This window comes from Snodgrassella sp. W8135 (assembly GCF_016101225.1).
GTDB lineage: Bacteria > Pseudomonadota > Gammaproteobacteria > Burkholderiales > Neisseriaceae > Snodgrassella > Snodgrassella alvi.
Genome location: NZ_JACFQX010000001.1, coordinates 866,135 through 884,202 on the forward strand (window position 1 = coordinate 866,135; position 18,068 = coordinate 884,202).

17 protein-coding genes are annotated in these 18,068 nt (G+C 41.3%); 14 read left to right on the top strand and 3 right to left on the bottom strand.

What is annotated here, in order from left to right; all coding sequences use genetic code 11:
• Positions 1-58: 58 nt before the first annotated feature.
• Positions 59-1,303, top strand: coding sequence for an MFS transporter (locus H3T75_RS03845; protein WP_198209166.1), 1,245 nt, complete (start codon positions 59-61; stop codon positions 1,301-1,303).
• 102 nt (positions 1,304-1,405) lie between these two features.
• On the opposite strand, the gene H3T75_RS03850 is transcribed toward H3T75_RS03845, so the two are convergent.
• The 3 genes from H3T75_RS03850 to aroA all read right to left on the bottom strand — a co-directional run bounded on the left by H3T75_RS03850 (position 1,406) and on the right by aroA (position 5,322).
• Positions 1,406-2,794, bottom strand: coding sequence for a phosphomannomutase/phosphoglucomutase (locus H3T75_RS03850; protein ID WP_198211087.1), 1,389 nt, complete (start codon positions 2,792-2,794; stop codon positions 1,406-1,408).
• Positions 2,795-2,887: 93 nt separating this feature from the next.
• Complete coding sequence (gene ruvB / locus H3T75_RS03855; protein WP_037395087.1) at positions 2,888-3,928, bottom strand: Holliday junction branch migration DNA helicase RuvB; 1,041 nt, start codon at positions 3,926-3,928, stop codon at positions 2,888-2,890.
• A gap of 80 nt (positions 3,929-4,008) precedes the next feature.
• Positions 4,009-5,322 (bottom strand): 3-phosphoshikimate 1-carboxyvinyltransferase, encoded by a 1,314-nt coding sequence (aroA, locus tag H3T75_RS03860; protein WP_198211088.1) that lies wholly within the window; start codon positions 5,320-5,322, stop codon positions 4,009-4,011.
• Positions 5,323-5,515: 193 nt separating this feature from the next.
• Between aroA and H3T75_RS03865 the strand changes: the two genes are divergently transcribed.
• The 13 genes from H3T75_RS03865 to H3T75_RS03925 all read left to right on the top strand — a co-directional run bounded on the left by H3T75_RS03865 (position 5,516) and on the right by H3T75_RS03925 (position 17,974).
• Positions 5,516-6,133, top strand: a complete 618-nt coding sequence (locus tag H3T75_RS03865) for a hypothetical protein (protein ID WP_198211089.1) — start codon at positions 5,516-5,518, stop codon at positions 6,131-6,133.
• Positions 6,134-6,306: 173 nt separating this feature from the next.
• A complete protein-coding gene (gene cmk, locus H3T75_RS03870) occupies positions 6,307-6,981 on the top strand; it encodes a (d)CMP kinase (protein WP_084547713.1) in 675 nt (224 codons plus the stop codon).
• 224 nt (positions 6,982-7,205) lie between these two features.
• Positions 7,206-8,891 carry a 30S ribosomal protein S1 gene (rpsA, locus tag H3T75_RS03875; RefSeq protein WP_037395078.1) on the top strand — a complete coding sequence of 562 codons (1,686 nt, stop codon included), beginning with the start codon at positions 7,206-7,208 and terminating at the stop codon, positions 8,889-8,891.
• Between the two features lie 6 nt (positions 8,892-8,897).
• Positions 8,898-9,215, top strand: a complete 318-nt coding sequence (locus tag H3T75_RS03880; RefSeq protein ID WP_037395076.1) for an integration host factor subunit beta — start codon at positions 8,898-8,900, stop codon at positions 9,213-9,215.
• Between the two features lie 147 nt (positions 9,216-9,362).
• Positions 9,363-10,523, top strand: coding sequence for a cell division protein ZapE (gene zapE / locus H3T75_RS03885; protein ID WP_037395072.1), 1,161 nt, complete (start codon positions 9,363-9,365; stop codon positions 10,521-10,523).
• Positions 10,524-10,611: 88 nt separating this feature from the next.
• Positions 10,612-11,037: a nucleoside-diphosphate kinase gene (gene ndk / locus H3T75_RS03890; RefSeq protein WP_037395070.1), complete on the top strand. Its 426-nt coding sequence runs from the start codon at positions 10,612-10,614 to the stop codon at positions 11,035-11,037.
• A gap of 78 nt (positions 11,038-11,115) precedes the next feature.
• Positions 11,116-11,877 carry a hypothetical protein gene (locus H3T75_RS03895; protein WP_100125499.1) on the top strand — a complete coding sequence of 254 codons (762 nt, stop codon included), beginning with the start codon at positions 11,116-11,118 and terminating at the stop codon, positions 11,875-11,877.
• Between the two features lie 99 nt (positions 11,878-11,976).
• A complete protein-coding gene (rlmN, locus tag H3T75_RS03900; protein WP_041879482.1) occupies positions 11,977-13,059 on the top strand; it encodes a 23S rRNA (adenine(2503)-C(2))-methyltransferase RlmN in 1,083 nt (360 codons plus the stop codon).
• A 4-nt stretch (positions 13,060-13,063) separates the two neighbouring features.
• On the top strand, positions 13,064-13,828 hold the full coding sequence (pilW, locus tag H3T75_RS03905; protein ID WP_041879487.1) for a type IV pilus biogenesis/stability protein PilW: 765 nt from the start codon (positions 13,064-13,066) through the stop codon (positions 13,826-13,828).
• Complete coding sequence (locus H3T75_RS03910; protein ID WP_174830184.1) at positions 13,828-14,718, top strand: RodZ domain-containing protein; 891 nt, start codon at positions 13,828-13,830, stop codon at positions 14,716-14,718. The genes pilW and H3T75_RS03910 overlap by 1 nt, the downstream gene beginning before the upstream one ends.
• A 1-nt stretch (position 14,719) precedes the next feature.
• Positions 14,720-15,988 carry a flavodoxin-dependent (E)-4-hydroxy-3-methylbut-2-enyl-diphosphate synthase gene (gene ispG / locus H3T75_RS03915; RefSeq protein WP_078474907.1) on the top strand — a complete coding sequence of 423 codons (1,269 nt, stop codon included), beginning with the start codon at positions 14,720-14,722 and terminating at the stop codon, positions 15,986-15,988.
• A 67-nt stretch (positions 15,989-16,055) separates the two neighbouring features.
• Positions 16,056-17,348, top strand: a complete 1,293-nt coding sequence (hisS, locus tag H3T75_RS03920; RefSeq protein WP_198211090.1) for a histidine--tRNA ligase — start codon at positions 16,056-16,058, stop codon at positions 17,346-17,348.
• Positions 17,348-17,974 carry a tetratricopeptide repeat protein gene (locus H3T75_RS03925; RefSeq protein ID WP_041879496.1) on the top strand — a complete coding sequence of 209 codons (627 nt, stop codon included), beginning with the start codon at positions 17,348-17,350 and terminating at the stop codon, positions 17,972-17,974. The genes hisS and H3T75_RS03925 overlap by 1 nt, the downstream gene beginning before the upstream one ends.
• Positions 17,975-18,068: the final 94 nt, after the last annotated feature.

The following is an 18,068-nucleotide window of genomic DNA, read 5'->3' on the forward strand; positions in this document are numbered from 1 at the left end:
TGTGATATTTCATTCGGAATTAAACGAAAGCGAGTACGCTATGAATCATAAATCCAATATGTCAGTTTCTCCACCAAATGCTGATCAATCCAGTGCATTAAATAAAACGTTTATAATTGCCTGGTTTATTTGTGCCATTTTTTATTTTGTACAATATGCATTGCGCTCGGCCCCAAGTATTATGCAGGCTGAAATTATAGACACTTTGCATATTTCTAAAGTTGAAATGGCTGGCATTATCGGTCTGTATTTTTATTCATATGCTTTCTTTGCGCTGGTATCAGGTGTGATGCTGGATCGTATCGGGCCGCGTTTTACTGCCTCGTTGGGTATTATTTTAGTTGCTATTGGTTGCGTACTATTCTGTTCCGGAACAGTTATTACTGCTCAATTCGGTCGATTCCTGCAAGGTGCAGGCTCCGGGCTTGCTTTTACCAGCGCGGTATTTCTGGCCACACGCGGTTTTCCGAAAAAATGGCTGGCAACTGCTGTCGGTATGACTCAGTGTTTCGGTATGCTTGGCGGATTTATGGGACAAGCTGTTGTATCGCCGATTATTAAAAATCAGGTGCTGACATGGCAGATGTTCTGGATAGTGGCTGCTGGTATACTGGTTGTAGTTTTCTTTGGTTCAGTGTTATCTACACCACGTACTCGTGAAGGTAAAATTGACTGGAGTGGTTTAAGCCATCCTTATATTGTGGTATTGAAAAATCCACAGTCTTACATTTGTGCTTTCATCGGTGCCATGATGTTCCTGCCTACCAATGTTGGTAATATTGCATGGGGAAATCAGTTTTTACAGGACGGACTGATTGCTAAAGATGACATAGCCTTACGTTTGGCAATGGTTCCGCTAGGCTGGGTAATTGGCTGTCCGATTTTAGGTTATTTATCTGATGTAATTGGTCGCCGTAAACCAGTTGTGATGGGTAGCCTTATTGCTATGGGCATTACTGGTGGTTTTATTGTTTACTTGCCTGATGTTATGCCGCCTTTTGTGATGGGTTTATTATTCGGTATTGCATCCGGTGCAGCAATGATCCCTTATACAATGATTAAAGAAGTGAATCCTGATGAAGTTAAAGGTACAGCTACTGGTGTGATTAACTTTTTCGTATTTGTGATTAGTGCAATTATGACCAATATGTTTAATATTCTGATTGACCATCTGACAAAAGCAGAAGGTCAGCTGAATTTGAAAGTTTTCCAAACTGCAGACTATGTTTTTGTAGGTGGTTTGATTCTGGCATTTATCATGACAATGTTTGTTCGTGAAACCGGCAGTCAGGCTAAAAAATAATGTTTGAGCGGATATAATAATCGGCTTTAAAATTAAAACGGCTACTTTAGTAGCCGTTTACTTTTATATTTTAAGTCAGAAAATTATTGGGTTGAAGTAAATTCAGTCCCAGTTTAAGTCCGGATTTTGAGCAATAACTGCTTTGAACTGAGCGATAATATTGGCTAAAGCTTGCTGATTATCAGCTTCAAAACGTAATACTAATACAGGAGTGGTATTGGAAGCTCTCATCAGGCCGAATCCATCTTTAAATTCCACACGCAGTCCGTCTATAGTGATGCGCTCAATCTCGTTTTCAAATTGTGCATTTTGTGCCAGACTGGAAATAATTTCATGTCCGGTTTGTCCGGCCGGAACAGCAATATTCAGTTCTGGTGTAGAAACTCCTTCAGGTAAATCATTCAAAACAGCAGAAGGATTCTTATGTCTGGATAAAATTTCCAGCATACGTGCGCCGGCATATAATCCATCGTCAAAGCCTAGCCAGCGTTCTTTGAAGAATACGTGACCACTCATTTCACCAGCTAATAATGCATTGTGTTCTTTGATTGCTGCTTTGATAAAACTGTGACCAGTTTTGCTCATGATAGCTTCACCGCCATGCTGTTCAATCCAGGGTTTTAATAATCTGGTGGATTTTACATCATAGATAATTTTTGCTTGCGGATTGCGTGCGAGAACATCAGCAGCAAAAAGCATTAGCTGACGGTCAGGATAGATAATCCGTCCATCTTTTGTTACAACACCAAGACGGTCACCATCTCCATCAAAAGCTAGTCCGATTTCGGCATCGCTTTTTTGCAATACCTGAATTAAATCCTGTAAATTGGCGGGTTTAGCCGGGTCAGGATGATGATTGGGAAAATTGCCATCTACTTCGCAAAATAATTCCTGTACTTCACAGCCCAGAGCGCGATATAAATCGCCGGCATAGGCTCCAGCCACACCGTTTCCGGCATCAATAACAATTTTCATTGGTCGCTGGAGCTGAACATGATTAGTTATATAATTAATATATTCTGATGCAATAGGTAAGGAAACAACATTACCAGTATGTTCAGATTGAGCGGTAAGCTCGTCGGATTCGATAATTTTACGTAAAGCCTGAATATCATCTCCAGCCAGAGTAGTACCCGCCAGCATCATTTTAAAACCATTATAGTCAGGCGGATTGTGACTGCCTGTAATCATGATGCCGCTACCTTGGCAATGTTTAACAGCTGCAAAATACAGCATTGGTGTGGCAACCATACCTATATCGATTACATTGATACCACAGGCAGTGATGCCCTGAATCAGACTTGTTGCCAGAATCGGACCGGACAAACGGCCGTCACGTCCTATTGCAATCTGATCAACTCCTTTGCTGAGGGCTATTGTGGCAATAGCACGGCCAATCAGTTCGGCAGTATCTTTATTCAGTGAAACATCTACGATGCCGCGGATATCATATGCTTTGAATATGCCGGCATCTATCTGTTTGGTATTCATGTGTTTTTTTCCTTGTTTGTTCCTGTATTTGGATCGAGGTATGTTTATATTTTATTGGTATTTGAAGATAAAACCGGAATATTGGTGCAACAATTAAGCTTTATTGCCGGGTGTGGGTAAACCAAAATGACTATAACTTAATTCAGTGGCCATGCGTCCTCGCGGCGTGCGCTGTAAGAATCCTTGCTGAATTAAATAGGGCTCGATAACATCTTCGATGGTATCAGTTGATTCACCAATTGCCGCGGCAATATTATCCAAGCCGACAGGTCCGCCTGAAAATTTATATAAAATTGCTTCCAGATATTTACAGTCCATAACATCCAGTCCGGACTGGTCAATATCCAGCATTTTTAAGGCTGCATCTGCTGTAACGGCATTTATTTCACCCTGATGTTTTACTTCTGCATAATCTCGTACACGTCTGAGCAGACGATTAGCGATACGCGGTGTGCCGCGACTGCGTTTGGCTATTTCTGCCGCTCCGGTATTATCAATTTTGAGTTGCAGAAGCTGAGCCGATCGGCTCACAATCGTAGTTAAATCTGCATTATTATAAAATTCCAGACGTGAAACTATACCGAAACGATCTCGCAATGGGTTTGTTAACATGCCGGCGCGTGTAGTTGCTCCGACCAGAGTAAATGGCGGAAGATCGATTTTAACTGAACGCGCAGCGGGTCCTTCACCAATCATGATATCCAGCTGATAATCTTCAAGTGCCGGATACAATATCTCTTCTACTACAGGATTCAGCCGGTGAATTTCATCAATGAAAAGTACATCATGCGGTTCCAGATTGGTAAGCAGTGCGGCCAGATCGCCTGCGCGTTCGAGTACAGGTCCCGATGTCTGACGTAAATTGACGCCAAGTTCATGAGCAATAATATGTGCCAGAGTGGTTTTACCAAGTCCCGGAGGACCAAACAATAAAGTATGATCCAGAGCTTCGTGCCGTATTTTTGCTGCCTGAATGAATATTGAAAGCTGCTCTTTGGATTTGTGCTGACCTATATAATCTGATAACGCACGCGGACGCAGAGCTCGTTCGAGTAGCTCTTCCTGTGCTGAAGCTGTCTGCGGGCTGATGACGCGTTGTGGCTGTGCGCCTGATAGTTGGTCTGTTTGTAACATGAGTAAATAAAAAAATAAATTATATCAATATTGAACTGAAACCTGAGTAAATAGAAAACAGACTAAGTAAAGTTATGATTTTAAACAGGTGTGCACATGCTGGCAAAAACCTGAAAATATTCTGGGAAGGTCTTATTGACACACTGCGGATCATCAATATAAACAGGTGTTCCTAGTAAACTGATAAGTGAAAAACACATGGCCATTCTGTGGTCATCATAAGTGCTAATATGAATATCTGAATGTAATTTTGCCGGTGGTGTAATACTGATGCTGTCTTCAGTCTCTAATACTGTGGCACCTAGTTTACGTAATTCGCAAGCCATGGCATTGATTCGATCAGTTTCTTTAACACGCCAGCTGGCAATATTGCGAATATGACAGGTACTTTTGCTGGCAAGAGCGACGATAGCCAGTGTCATAGCTGCGTCAGGGATATTATTAGCATCAATATCAAAAGGCAGAATGTTCTGATGTGGGGCACGGGATATTTCAATAAATTGTTTACCCCAGTGTACAGTTGCTCCGATTTTTTCAAGCTCTTGCACAAATGCTACATCACCTTGAATACTTTGATTGTCTATGCCATTGACACGAATAGGTTTTCCTGAAATTAAGCCGGCAGCAAGAAAGTAGGAAGCACTGGATGCATCTCCTTCCACATAAATTTGAGCCGGAGCATGGTAACGTTGTCCTGCATTCAGTCTGAATGTCTGATAATGATCATGTTCAACGTCTACTCCAAACTGTTTGAGCAGATTCAGAGTAATTGCGATATAAGGTTTAGAAATTAATTCACCTGTAACTTCGATAGTATACTTTTTACCTGTTAATGGTAGAGCAATGAGTAATGCAGTTAAAAACTGGCTGGAAACATTACCTTTAACACTAATATGATCAGTATTCTGTTGCCGGATTTCATGAATTTGTAATGGCGGAAAGCCGTTTTGTCCTTTATACTCAATCTCGGCGCCTGTCATTCGCAATGCATTAACCAAATCGCCGATAGGACGTTCATGCATACGATTTACACCATGTAAATAATATTCACCGCCTGTTATCGCCAGTACTGCTGTTAATGGTCTGAATGCAGTACCTGCATTACCAAGAAATAAATCGGCTTTCTGTTTAGGAAAGTTACCCTGACAACCATATATTCTGATATTTAAACCAGAGTTAGTACTGTCTACGGGAAGATGTTCAATTCTAATGCCAAGTGTTTTCAGTGCTTCCAGCATATAGCGGGTGTCATCTGAATCAAGTAAATCATAAATTTCACTGACATTATCCGCCAATGCAGCAAGGAGTAAGGTGCGGTTGCTGATACTTTTGGAGCCGGGCAGATTAATACTGGCAGGATGACAGGTACAGGCTTTTAAATGCAAGGTCTTCATGTATAAATTGGTAAATTTGAAGTATTTGATTGAAAGTTTATCAGTTAATTGTACTGTGGGATATGCATATCAATCGCAAACAGGATAAATATACATAAAATCTGGAACCATGAAGGAGTATAATTCAGGTGAGCAGCAGTAATATTGGTTATAATAGCAAATATATTAATATATTAATTTAGTAAGTATAAATATGAATTTTGATTGGCGCTGGTCTAAATCCAGTACAGTTTGGTTATTAATGATACTGGCTGTTCCTTTTGTTCAGCAATTACATATCAATTCTGACTGGGTATCCTATGTAGAAAATACACAAACCATTTTTCTGCTATTTTGTTTTTTATTTACTTTACTTTCAACTTTATGCAGTGGTTTAAAAGGAAAAGAGAAAGCATTCTGGCTCTGGGCATCATTATGGTGGCTGGTATTGCTGGGTCGTGATCAGAACTGGGGCAGGCAAACTTTTTCCGGATATTCTCATGCTGTGTATCATGGAATTGCTGCTGTACTGATTTTAGGTCTGATTTTAATGTTGCTGTGGCCGCGGCTGCGTGCAGGAATTCAGTATTATTACCATCAACCATTTCCTGTATGGAATTTCCTTTTGGCTGCAGCCGGCTTTCTGCTGGCTGATGCAATTGAGCGTGGACGCTGGATTGCACAGTTTATTTTGTTAAATCCGGTTTATGATGATATGCTTGAAGAATTGTATGAATGTCCGTTCATGCTTGCATTATTTACTGTCTCTGCAGTATTGCAATGGCGAACAATTATGCAGATGAAAAGATCTTTAAAGCAGGTTAAGGTGTAATATTTCATTGATACAGATAAAAATTGAGCCATCAGAGTTTGCTAACCAGTCTGATGGCTCATTAGTTTTTGATATAAATGATATCAGTTTGTGTTTAGAACGAATTTTCTGATATATAAATATAATTCAGGACAATCTATAAGGCTGAAAAGAGCTTGTTAAAAGGTACTAATATGGTTGCAATACAATCAGAACCGCGATTAAAGGTAATTGCAATTGATGGTCCCAGTGCATCTGGAAAAGGAACAGTAGCAGCAAGGGTGGCGGCTATTTTGTCCAGAGATTATCTGGATTCCGGGGCACTTTATCGGTTAACTGCACTATATGCCCAGCAACAGAATATAAGCTGGCATAACGAACATGAAGTGGCTGCTCTTGCACAAGAGCTTCCGGTAGTTTTCAAGAATGATTCGATTATTCTGAATGATGAGGATGTAACTTCAGCTATACGGACAGAAAGTATTGGCATGGGTGCATCTGCTATTGCGGCATTGCCTGAAGTGCGGACTGCATTGTTACAACGTCAGCGAGATTTTTTAACTTCAAGAGGACTGGTTGCTGACGGAAGGGATATGGCTTCTGTTGTATTTCCGCAAGCCGAACTCAAAATATTTCTTACAGCCAGTGCACAAGTACGGGCGCAGCGGCGGGCTTTGCAGTTAGGTCTAGCTATTGATGGTCCGGATTTTGTGCAAATTCTTACTGATATTGAAAAACGTGATCAGGCGGACCGTCAGCGTACAGTGGCACCGCTTAAGCCAGTCAGTGATGCAAAAATTTTAGACACTTCCTCTCTTAATATTGAAGAAAGTGTGAAAAAAGTACTTGATTGGTATCGAAAAATCTAAAATTAGGTTATAATTAAACTTTTTGTACTAACATTCTTAGTATTTCAATATTTGAAAATGTTTGAATTTTGTACTAAATAATTGTTTTACATGTTTTTATACTGACAGGCTTGTAATAGAGGCTGGCAGTAATTATATGATTTGACTGGCACAGTCAGGGTGTGCCGGTTTTGATTAACTAACTTTTGTATCCCCTGACGATACCTGTTTGAGAACATAAATATATGACTATGGAAAATTTTGCCCAGTTGCTGGAAGAAAGTTTCACCTTGCAAGAGATGAATCCCGGCGAAGTCATCACCGCAGAAGTTGTTGCCATAGACAATAATTTCGTCACTGTGAATGCCGGTCTGAAGTCAGAATCTCTGATTGATGTGAGCGAGTTCAAAAATGCAGCGGGCGAGATTGAAGTTAAGGTTGGCGATTTTGTCACCGTAACTATTGAATCTGTGGAAAACGGTTTTGGTGAAACCAAGCTGTCACGTGAAAAAGCCAAACGTGCTGCTGACTGGATCAAGCTGGAAGAAGCCATGGAAAATGGTGAAATTCTGTCTGGTGTGATTAATGGTAAAGTCAAAGGCGGTCTGACTGTGATGATTAACAGCATCCGCGCATTCCTGCCTGGTTCACTGGTTGATGTACGTCCGGTTAAAGATACTTCTCACTTTGAAGGCAAGGAAATTGAATTCAAAGTAATCAAACTGGATAAACGCCGTAACAATGTTGTGGTTTCACGCCGTGCTGTTCTGGAAGAAACTCTTGGTGAAGAACGCAAAGCCTTGCTGGAAAACCTGAAAGAAGGTTCAGTAGTGAAAGGTATTGTGAAAAACATTACCGATTACGGTGCTTTCGTTGATCTGGGTGGTATCGACGGTCTGTTGCATATTACTGATCTGGCATGGCGCCGTGTTAAACATCCAAGCGAAGTGCTGGAAGTTGGTCAGGAAGTTGAAGCTAAAGTATTGAAATTTGATCAGGAACGCAGCCGCGTTTCTCTGGGCCTGAAACAGCTGGGTGAAGATCCGTGGAATGGTCTGGCTCGTCGTTATCCGCAGGGTACCCGTCTGTTTGGTAAAGTTACCAATCTGACTGATTATGGTGCATTTGTGGAAATCGAACAAGGCATCGAAGGTCTGGTACACGTTTCTGAAATGGACTGGACTAATAAGAATGTTCATCCAAGCAAAGTAGTTCAGATGGGTGATGAAGTAGAAGTGATGATTCTTGAAATTGATGAAGATCGTCGCCGCATCTCTCTGGGTATGAAACAATGTCAGGCTAACCCATGGCAGGAATTCGAATCCAACCATGAAAAAGGCGATAAAATCAAAGGCGTTGTGAAATCCATTACTGACTTTGGTGTATTTGTCGGCTTGCCCGGCGGTATCGATGGTCTGGTTCATCTTTCTGATCTGTCATGGACAGACGGTGGCGAAGAAGCTGTACGTCAGTTCAAGAAAGGTGAAGAAGTTGAAGCTGTGGTTCTGGCCATTGATGTTGAAAAAGAACGTATTTCTCTGGGTGTAAAACAGCTGGCTGGCGATCCGTTCAGCAACTATGTCAGCGTAAATGACAAAGGCAGCATCGTAACCGGTAAAGTGAAATCACTGGATGCTAAAGGTGCTGTTATTGCATTGGCTGATGATGTTGAAGGCTATCTGCGCGCATCAGAAGTTTCAAATGATCGTGTTGAGGATATTCGCAATGTCCTGAAAGAAGGCGATGATGTTGAAGCTGTGATTACTACGGTAGATCGTAAAAATCGCAATATCAATCTGTCTATTAAAGCTAAGGATGCTCAGGAAAGCAGTGCTGCTATGCGTTCGTTGTCTACTAACAACAATGCTTCAGCCGGTACTACCAGCCTGGGTGATTTGTTAAAAGCTAAATTATCTGGTGAAAGCGAATAAGCGGTTATGACGAAGTCGGAATTAATGATTCGCCTGGCGGAATTATATACTGCTAATAATGATAGTACTGTATTAAATGCTAAGGACGTTGAGCAAAGTATTAAGATTCTTGTTGATACGATGACTCGAGCTTTAGCTAAAGGTCAGCGAATTGAAATTCGTGGATTTGGTAGCTTTGATTTAAATCACCGTCCAGCTCGTGTTGGACGTAATCCTAAAACAGGTGAAAAGGTGTCAGTACCGGAAAAATATGTACCGCACTTCAAACCTGGTAAGGAATTACGTGAACGTGTTGACAAAGCTCTCGTATCTAAAGATAAATAATTCTGTTTTATTTTAGATAGACGTTAACGCCGCAGTTTCTGCGGCGTATTTTTATTTTATGGTGGTCGGATGTTAAGTAGGTGTGCTAAGGTTACGTCTTTTAACTTTTGCTAAATACAATTCTGACATCCAGAAGAAATCAATTATATGACCACATCAGTCTTTGTTGCTCCCGAATTTAATAATCAAAGTCCTCTTACTTGGTATCAGGCTGCAGAACAGCAACCCGGATTTATACATGATGCAGCTCAGTTACGTGCAATTAAACAACTGGACAGACTCTGGACAGAGTTGATGATGTTCAAACGTAAACGAAACCGCTTTCTCGGGCGCAGTCTGCGTTCGCCGCGCGCACCAAAAGGTTTGTATATGTATGGCGGAGTCGGGCGTGGCAAAAGTTTTTTAATGGATGTTTTTTTTGGATGTTTACCATATCGGCGCAAACGCAGGGTACATTTCCATGCTTTTATGGCAGAAGTACAGGGACGATTAAAAGATCATCATAGTCAGACTAATCCATTAAGTGCAGTCGCACAGGATATTGCTCGTGAAGTAAGAGTGTTGTGTTTTGATGAATTTCATGTCAGTGATATTGCTGATGCCATGATTCTGGGAAGATTACTTGAGGGCTTATTTGAGCAGGGTGTGGTTATGGTGGCTACGTCCAATTATGCTCCGTCTGAGCTCTATCCGCAAGGTCAGAATCGTTCCAGCTTTTTGCCTACTATTGCACTAATTGAAAAAGAGCTGACTATTTTAAATGTAGATGGCGGTGAAGATTATCGAATGCGTACATTAAAGCCCGCAGATATATTCTATATACCAGCAGATGCAAGTAGTGAACAAAAATTAACAGAGTTATTTCACAAAATTAATGGTGAACAGGAAATTACTGGCGGAGAAATTGAAATACTTGGGCGTAAATTACCGTACAAAGCAATTTCTGATACAACAATCTGGTTCGACTTCAATACATTATGCTGTGGTCCGCGCTCACAAAATGATTATCTGGAACTGGCAAAAAAATTTCGCGTATTAATTTTGTCAGACATACCCAAAATGGGATCTGGTCAGATGGCTGAAGCACGGCGGCTTACCTGGTTAATTGATGTTTTATATGATTATCGTATCAAGCTATGTGCCAGTTGCGAGGTCGCTATAGACGATATCTATACAGACGGCGATTTCGCCAACGAGTTTACTCGTACAGCCAGCCGTCTTACAGAAATGCGTTCAGAAGAATATTTAACCTTACCTCATTTAACACTTGATAGTGAAAATGCAAGTATAGGAAAAGATATTAAATAAGACTGAATTTTGTTAAAATGACAAGATATGTTTTTTGAAGCAATTTTGCGGCAAAAAATTAGTATATTCAATATTTATGGAAACAAATATGACTATCGAGCGCACATTATCTATTGTTAAACCTGATGCAGTTGCTAAAAACGTTATCGGACAGATTTACAGCCGTTTTGAAAATAACGGGCTGAAAATTATTGCTGCTAAAATGAAACATTTGTCTCAAGCTGAGGCTGAAGGTTTTTATGCTGTTCATAAGGAACGTCCGTTTTTTGCAGATCTGGTAAGTTTTATGATTAGCGGACCAGTGATGATTCAGGTGCTGGAAGGTGAAAATGCAGTCGCCAAGAATCGAGAATTAATGGGTGCAACTAACCCTAAAGAAGCCGCTGCAGGCACAATTCGTGCTGATTTCGCTGATTCAATTGATGCCAATGCTGTTCATGGCTCAGATAGCCTTGAAAATGCAGCTATTGAAATTGCATATTTTTTTGCAGCCGATGAGCTATGCGCTCGTTAATACTGTAAATAAATTTACTGAACTTAGTCCACCTGTACAGGTGGACTAATTTGTATAAATACAAGTAGGAGAAATAAAATGTCTGATTTTTTTAATTTATCTGTTTTGAAATCGCTTCCGGTTCAGAAATTTAATGAAACCAAACCATTTCCAAATCATTTGTTTAAAGAAATATTATTACCCGAAGCATTTAATGAATTGTATAACAATTTTCCCAGTCTGGATCTATTTGAAAAGCATGTGAACAGACCGCGCGGAAAAAGCGGGCAGCGGCCTCATAATCGATACTATCTGGCATTTGAAAAATCTATCTATCATAAAAATGATCAGGCCGGACTTGGTGTAACCAAAATTGAGCAGTTGCCGAATGTATGGCAGGAATTTGTACGTGAGGTACAAACATCGGAGCCTTATCTAGAATTTTTAAATCGTTATTTGAATCTTAATGAATATACTATTCGTTACGCATGGCATGTAGGTGAAACTGGTTCTGAAGTTTCACCTCACTGTGATAGTCTTGATAAAATCGGTACACACATTTTTTATTTCAATACTTCAGCCGACTGGGAAATTGAGTGGGGCGGTTCTATTTTAGCTCTTGGCGGTAAAAAAACAGATAAAACGAATCCTGATATCAGTGATTTTGAAACGGTGGAAGGTTTTGATATCCGCGATAACAGCAGTTTTTTATTTAAAAATACTTCCGACGGATGGCATGCTACTGAAGTTTTGACTTGTCCTCCAAACCACTATCGTCGTTTATTTAATGTCATTGTTCAGAAAAAGAAAACGGAAACACCACTGAAAAAAATATGGCATTATCTGTCTGGTAAAAATTAAAGAATTGTATAGATTGTTGAATAAAGTTGTATTATCAGCATAATAGAATGACTGAAAACCAGTTATTACTATTTATTGCTTACTTAATGTATTACCCTGATGAAAACCAATTTGCTAAATTTTGACTTACCCGGTTTAACTGCCCATTTTGCTCAGATGGGAGAGAAGCCTTTTCGTGCCAGACAAGTGATGCGCTGGATGCACTTAGGCGGGATAGCCGATTTTACAGATATGACTGATCTGGCTAAATCTTTGCGTCATAAATTACTGGATAATGCTGAAGTGAAAGTACCGGATTTACTGATTGAGCAAAAGTCAGCTGATGGTACATGCAAATGGTTGCTTGATGTTGGTACTGGTAATGGTGTGGAAACGGTTTTTATACCGGAAGATACCAGAGGTACGTTATGTATTTCTTCGCAAATAGGCTGTGCATTGGAATGCATGTTTTGCTCTACCGGCAGACAGGGTTTTAACCGCAATCTGACCACAGCAGAGATTATCGGGCAGTTATGGTGGGCTAACAAAGCCCTTGGTGTTACGCCTAAGGATGAAAGAGTAATTTCCAATGTGGTTATGATGGGAATGGGCGAGCCATTAGCCAATTTTGATAATGTGGTGACAGCATTAAGTATCATGCTGGATGACCACGGCTATGGTTTATCACGTCGTCGTGTAACTGTATCTACTTCGGGTATGGTACCCCAGATGGATCGCCTGAAAGAAGTTATGCCTGTAGCATTAGCTATTTCACTGCATGCTTCTAACGATCAGGTGCGTGATAAACTCATTCCATTGAATAAGAAATATCCGCTTAACCAGTTAATGGCTGCATGTCAGCGTTACTTGGTAAAAGCACCGCGTGATTTTATTACCTTTGAGTATATTATGCTGAAAGGCATTAATGATGCTCCCGAACATGCGCGTGAATTAATCGCTCTGGTTAAAGATGTGCCGTGTAAATTTAATCTGATACCGTTTAATCCGTTTGCAAATTCGGGGTTTGAACGTTCAACAAATGAACGGATCCGTGTATTTCGTGAAATTTTGCAGGAAGCAGGTTTTGTAGTAACAGTCAGAAAAACCCGTGGTGATGATATTGATGCAGCATGTGGTCAGCTTGCGGGAAAAGTAAAAGATAAAACGCAGCGACAACAAAAGTGGCAACTTGTACAGGGATGATTCGATGAAAAAATTGGGGTTAACTCTATTATGTGCACTGGTATTATCAGCCTGTGCTACTCAGACTATGAACAAAAAACCGACAGCGGCACAGCGAGCCAGAGAGGTAGCACAGATTAAAACTCAGCTGGCGGTAGAGTATTTGAAAAATCAAAATTACCGTCAGGCTGTTGAAGCAATTGATGAAGCGATAAAAAATAATAGTAGTTCACTTGATGCATGGTTGATACGCGCTCAGATATGGCAGTATTTAAAAGAACCGGCAAAAGCAGAAGAGAGTTTTCAGCGTGCTTTGTCATTAGCATCAGATAGTGCAGAAGTAAATAATAACTATGGCTGGTTTGTGTGTGATGTTTTGAAAAAGCCGAATGCATCATTAGCTTATTTTGATAAAGCTTTGGCTGATCCGACTTATCCTACACCGGAAATTGCCCAGTTCAATAAAGGTATTTGCAGTAGCCGAATGGGGCAGTATCAGCTGGCTAACAGCTATTTTGAACGATCTTTGGCAGCTAATCCGAATTTTATTGCTGCAAAGAAAGAAATGGCTCGTAATAATTTGCTGGCAGGTAATGCTTCGGATGCCAATTATCTGTTTAAGCAGTATCAGAGTCAGATAAATAACTTATCTGCTGATGATTTATTATTGGGGTGGAGAATTGCAAGATCTTTGGGTAATATGCAGGCCGCTTACGAATATGAAGCACAACTGCGTAATAATTTCCCTTATTCTGCTGAGTTAGAGCAGGTTTCTACAGGAAAATTCTGATGAATGAGCAAACCAAAAACCCCGAGTCCGGCCCAAATGCAGCAGTTACTCTGGGAACATTACTTTCACAGGCACGAAAACAGAAAGGACTGTCTGTAGGTGAAGTTGCCGAACGTCTAAAACTGCCGGCGCGGCAAATTGAGGCAATGGAAAGCGGTAGCTATAAAGGTTTGCCAGAAGCTGTATTCATCAAAGGCTTTTTAAGCTCATATGCCCGTTTGCTCGAAGTAGATGAAAAAGAACTGAAGCAATATTTTCAGCAGATTTTTCCTGCTGCCAGTCATTTGTCAACTTCAGACAATAATAAAGTCGTTTCTGCGGATCTTGATTTTAAAGGTAAGCCGCAGCGTCGTCATTTTCCACGCTGGCTGATTGTTGTATTGGTAGTAATTTTAATCAGTGCAGTGGTATATGCATGGCAGACTAAATCTACATCTGAAAATGCCAGACAAACTGCTACGGCGGGTCAGGAAGTATCTGTGCAAACAGCTTCTATTAGTGATATCGCTGCCAGTAATATTCGTGTTGTACCAATGACGGACAATGAACACACCGGTTCCCAGACTGTTACCGAAGTTACTGCCGCCAGTCAGTCTGCTAGTACAAGCAATACTACAGATACACAAGTTTCTCAGCCTGCTGTATCAACTTCAGATACATTGGTAATAAAACTTGAAAACAGAGGCTGGTTACAGGTAAGTGATAAAAATGGCAAGCTGCTCATCAGTCAGGTGGTAGATCCCGGTAGTACACATCAGTTTAGCGGAGCTGCTCCGTACAAAGTAATACTTGGTTATACCCCTGGTGCCAGTATCCGGTTTGCCGGCAAAGATATCGCTATTGAACAAAACAAGAAAAGAACCGCAGCAATGACGGTAGGTGGAAATTGAAATGACCTTGGCTGGAGTACGAAGGAAAACCTATCAAGTAAAAATTGATCATGTAGTTATCGGATCTGAAGCACCCGTCAGAGTACAGTCTATGACTAACACTGATACTGCTGATGCTGAACAAACAGCCATTCAGGTAAAAGCACTGGCAGATGCCGGTTCTGAACTGGTTCGAATTACAGTTAACTCACCTCAGGCGGCGGCCAGAGTATCTGAAATTCGCCAGCGTCTGAATGACATGGGCTGTAATGTCCCCTTAGTTGGCGATTTTCATTTTAATGGCGATCGCCTGCTTAAAGATTATCCAGATTGTGCGACAGCACTTTCAAAATACCGGATTAACCCGGGTAATGTGGGTAAAGGTGTGAAGGGCGATGAAAAATTTGCTTTCATGATTCATACAGCAGCAGAGCACGATAAAGCTGTTCGCATCGGAGTAAACTGGGGTTCGCTGGATCAGGCTCTTGCAAAGCGCATGATGGACAATAATCTGGCTTTAGCAACTCCTCAGCCTGCAGAAACAGTTATGAAAGAAGCATTGATTGTTTCTGCACTGGAATCTGCGCAAAAGGCAGAAAGTCTTGGTTTACCGGCTGACCGGATTATATTGTCTTGTAAAGTATCTAATGTACAGGATTTAATAGAGGTTTATCATAATCTTGCTTCCCGTTGTATGTATCCGCTGCATCTTGGTTTAACCGAAGCAGGAATGGGGAGTAAAGGTATCGTAGCGTCTACTGCGGCTTTGGCTATTTTATTGCAACAGGGTATAGGTGATACCATTAGAGTATCGCTTACTCCTGAGCCGGGAAGTGCACGGACGCAGGAAGTAGTGGTTGCTCAGGAAATCCTGCAAACCATGGGATTGCGTTCTTTTACGCCGCTGGTAACAGCATGTCCCGGATGCGGACGTACAACCAGTACCGTGTTTCAGGAACTGGCGCGGGATATTCAGCAGTATTTGCGTGAAAAAATGCCAGTATGGCGGCTGCAATACCCGGGCGTGGAAAATCTGAATGTAGCGGTTATGGGTTGTGTTGTTAACGGGCCTGGTGAAAGTAAACTCGCTGACATTGGCATATCTTTGCCTGGTACGGGTGAAACACCTGTTGCTCCTGTATATGTGGATGGCGAGCGCAAAACTACCTTAAAAGGCGAGCATATGGCTGAAGAGTTTCTGGCCTTGGTGGAAGAATATATTCAGACCAATTATGGTGAGCAGGGTAAAAAGCGGGAAACAGCGAAAGTGATTCCGATTACGGCTTTATAAGATAAATATACTGTTATAGCTGTCAGCCAGCTAATATAGTTTAATAGGGATATACAAATTAATTAATATGGGTCAGAAAATCCAGGCCGTTAAGGGCATGAATGATTTACTGCCAGTAGAGCAGAAAGATTTTAAACTGACATCTGCACTCTGGCAGGCGTTTGAAGACGTAGTGGTTGCATGGACACGCAGTTTTGGTTACAACCAGATTCGTACACCGGTTGTTGAGCAAACTGGTTTGTTTGTACGTTCAATCGGAGAAGAAACCGATGTTGTGGGCAAAGAAATGTATACATTTGCCGATTCCAACGACAAACTGAGCCTGAGCCTGCGGCCGGAAGGTACAGCCTCCTGTCTGCGTGCAGTTGTTGAGCACAACTTACTTTATAATAGTCCGCAAAAATTATGGTATATGGGGCCGATGTTCCGACGGGAGCGCCCACAAAAAGGGCGGTATCGTCAGTTCCATCAGGTTGGTGTTGAGGCATTAGGATTTAACGGCCCTGATGCAGATACCGAGCTGATTGCCATGACTGCTAATCTCTGGGAACGGCTTGGTATTCGGGAATACCTCACACTTGAATTAAATACTCTGGGTAATCAGCAGGAACGTACTGCTCACCGTACTGCACTAATTGCTTATTTACAACAGCATGAAGCCATTCTGGATGAGGATAGCCGGCGTCGTATGCATACTAATCCGTTACGTGTGCTGGATACTAAAAATCCCGATTTACAGGCAATGGCAAATGCTGCGCCACGTCTTATAGATTATCTGGGTGCAGAATCACTTGCACACTATAATACTTTAAAGAATATGCTGGACGGGCTGGGTATCACATATGTAGAAAACCCGCGTCTGGTTCGTGGTCTGGACTACTATAATCTGACCGTATTTGAATGGACGACAACTAAACTTGGCGCACAGGCAACTGTATGTGGTGGCGGTCGTTACAACGGGCTGATTGAGGAGCTTGGCGGTAAACCAGCGCCGGCTATTGGCTTTGCATTGGGTATTGAACGTCTATTACTGCTTGTACAGGAATTTGGCAAACTGCATATTAACAATGCGCCTGATGTATATATCATGCATCAGGGAGAAGGAAGCAGTCTGATTGCCATGCAGCATGCCGCATTATTACGTGCAGCAGGTTTGAATGTTTATTTACACTGTGGTGATCAGAGTCTGAAAGCCCAGTTGAAAAAAGCTGATGCCAGTGGTGCTGCAATAGCAGTAATCGTTGCTCAGGAAGAGCAATTAAACAATACACTAACGCTTAAGAATTTGAGTACTCATGAACAACAGACTGTTGCTGCCAAAGCAGCTTTACAGTTAATCCAACAATGGAAGAAAGCATAATGGTTGTACATATTCAGGATGAACAGGAAGTTGCAAATTTCAAATATTTCTGGCAACGCTGGGGACGCTGGATTTTTGCTATACTGGTTATATTGTCATTGGCATATCTGGGTTATGTGTTGTATCAAAGTCATTTACGCAGTAATAATGAAAAAGCAGCAGAAGTATTTGATACATTTATTTCTCAGGCTAGTGCCAATAATTTAACTGAAAGTAAAAAGGCACTTGTACAATTACAGGAAAAATATCCTGATACCATGAATGCAACTCAGGCTACACTGATGATGGCCGGTTCAGCATTTGATGATGGTAAATATGATGAAGCCATCCGCCATTTGCAATGGGTTAAAGCCAGACAGCATGATGACTTATTGCAAACAATCGTTGCGCAGCGGCTGGCTACCGTATATTTACAGCAAGGTAAATACAATGAAGCATTACAGGCGCTGGATGTAAAAGTAACCAATGAATTAAAGCCGGTTCTGCTTGAAACCAAAGGTGATGTTTTACAGGCGCAAAAGAAAAATACCGAAGCCGTTGCTGCCTACCAGCAAGCTTTGAATTTATTATCAAAAGATTCAGTACAACGTGAAGTCATCCAAATGAAAATAAGCAGTTTGAGTTAATCAATGCTTAATAAAACCTGAAATTCCTGCCAGTTTTTCCGGCCGGAATTTCAGGTTTATCAGTTGTACTGAAAAGCTTGCCGCTGGCAGGCTA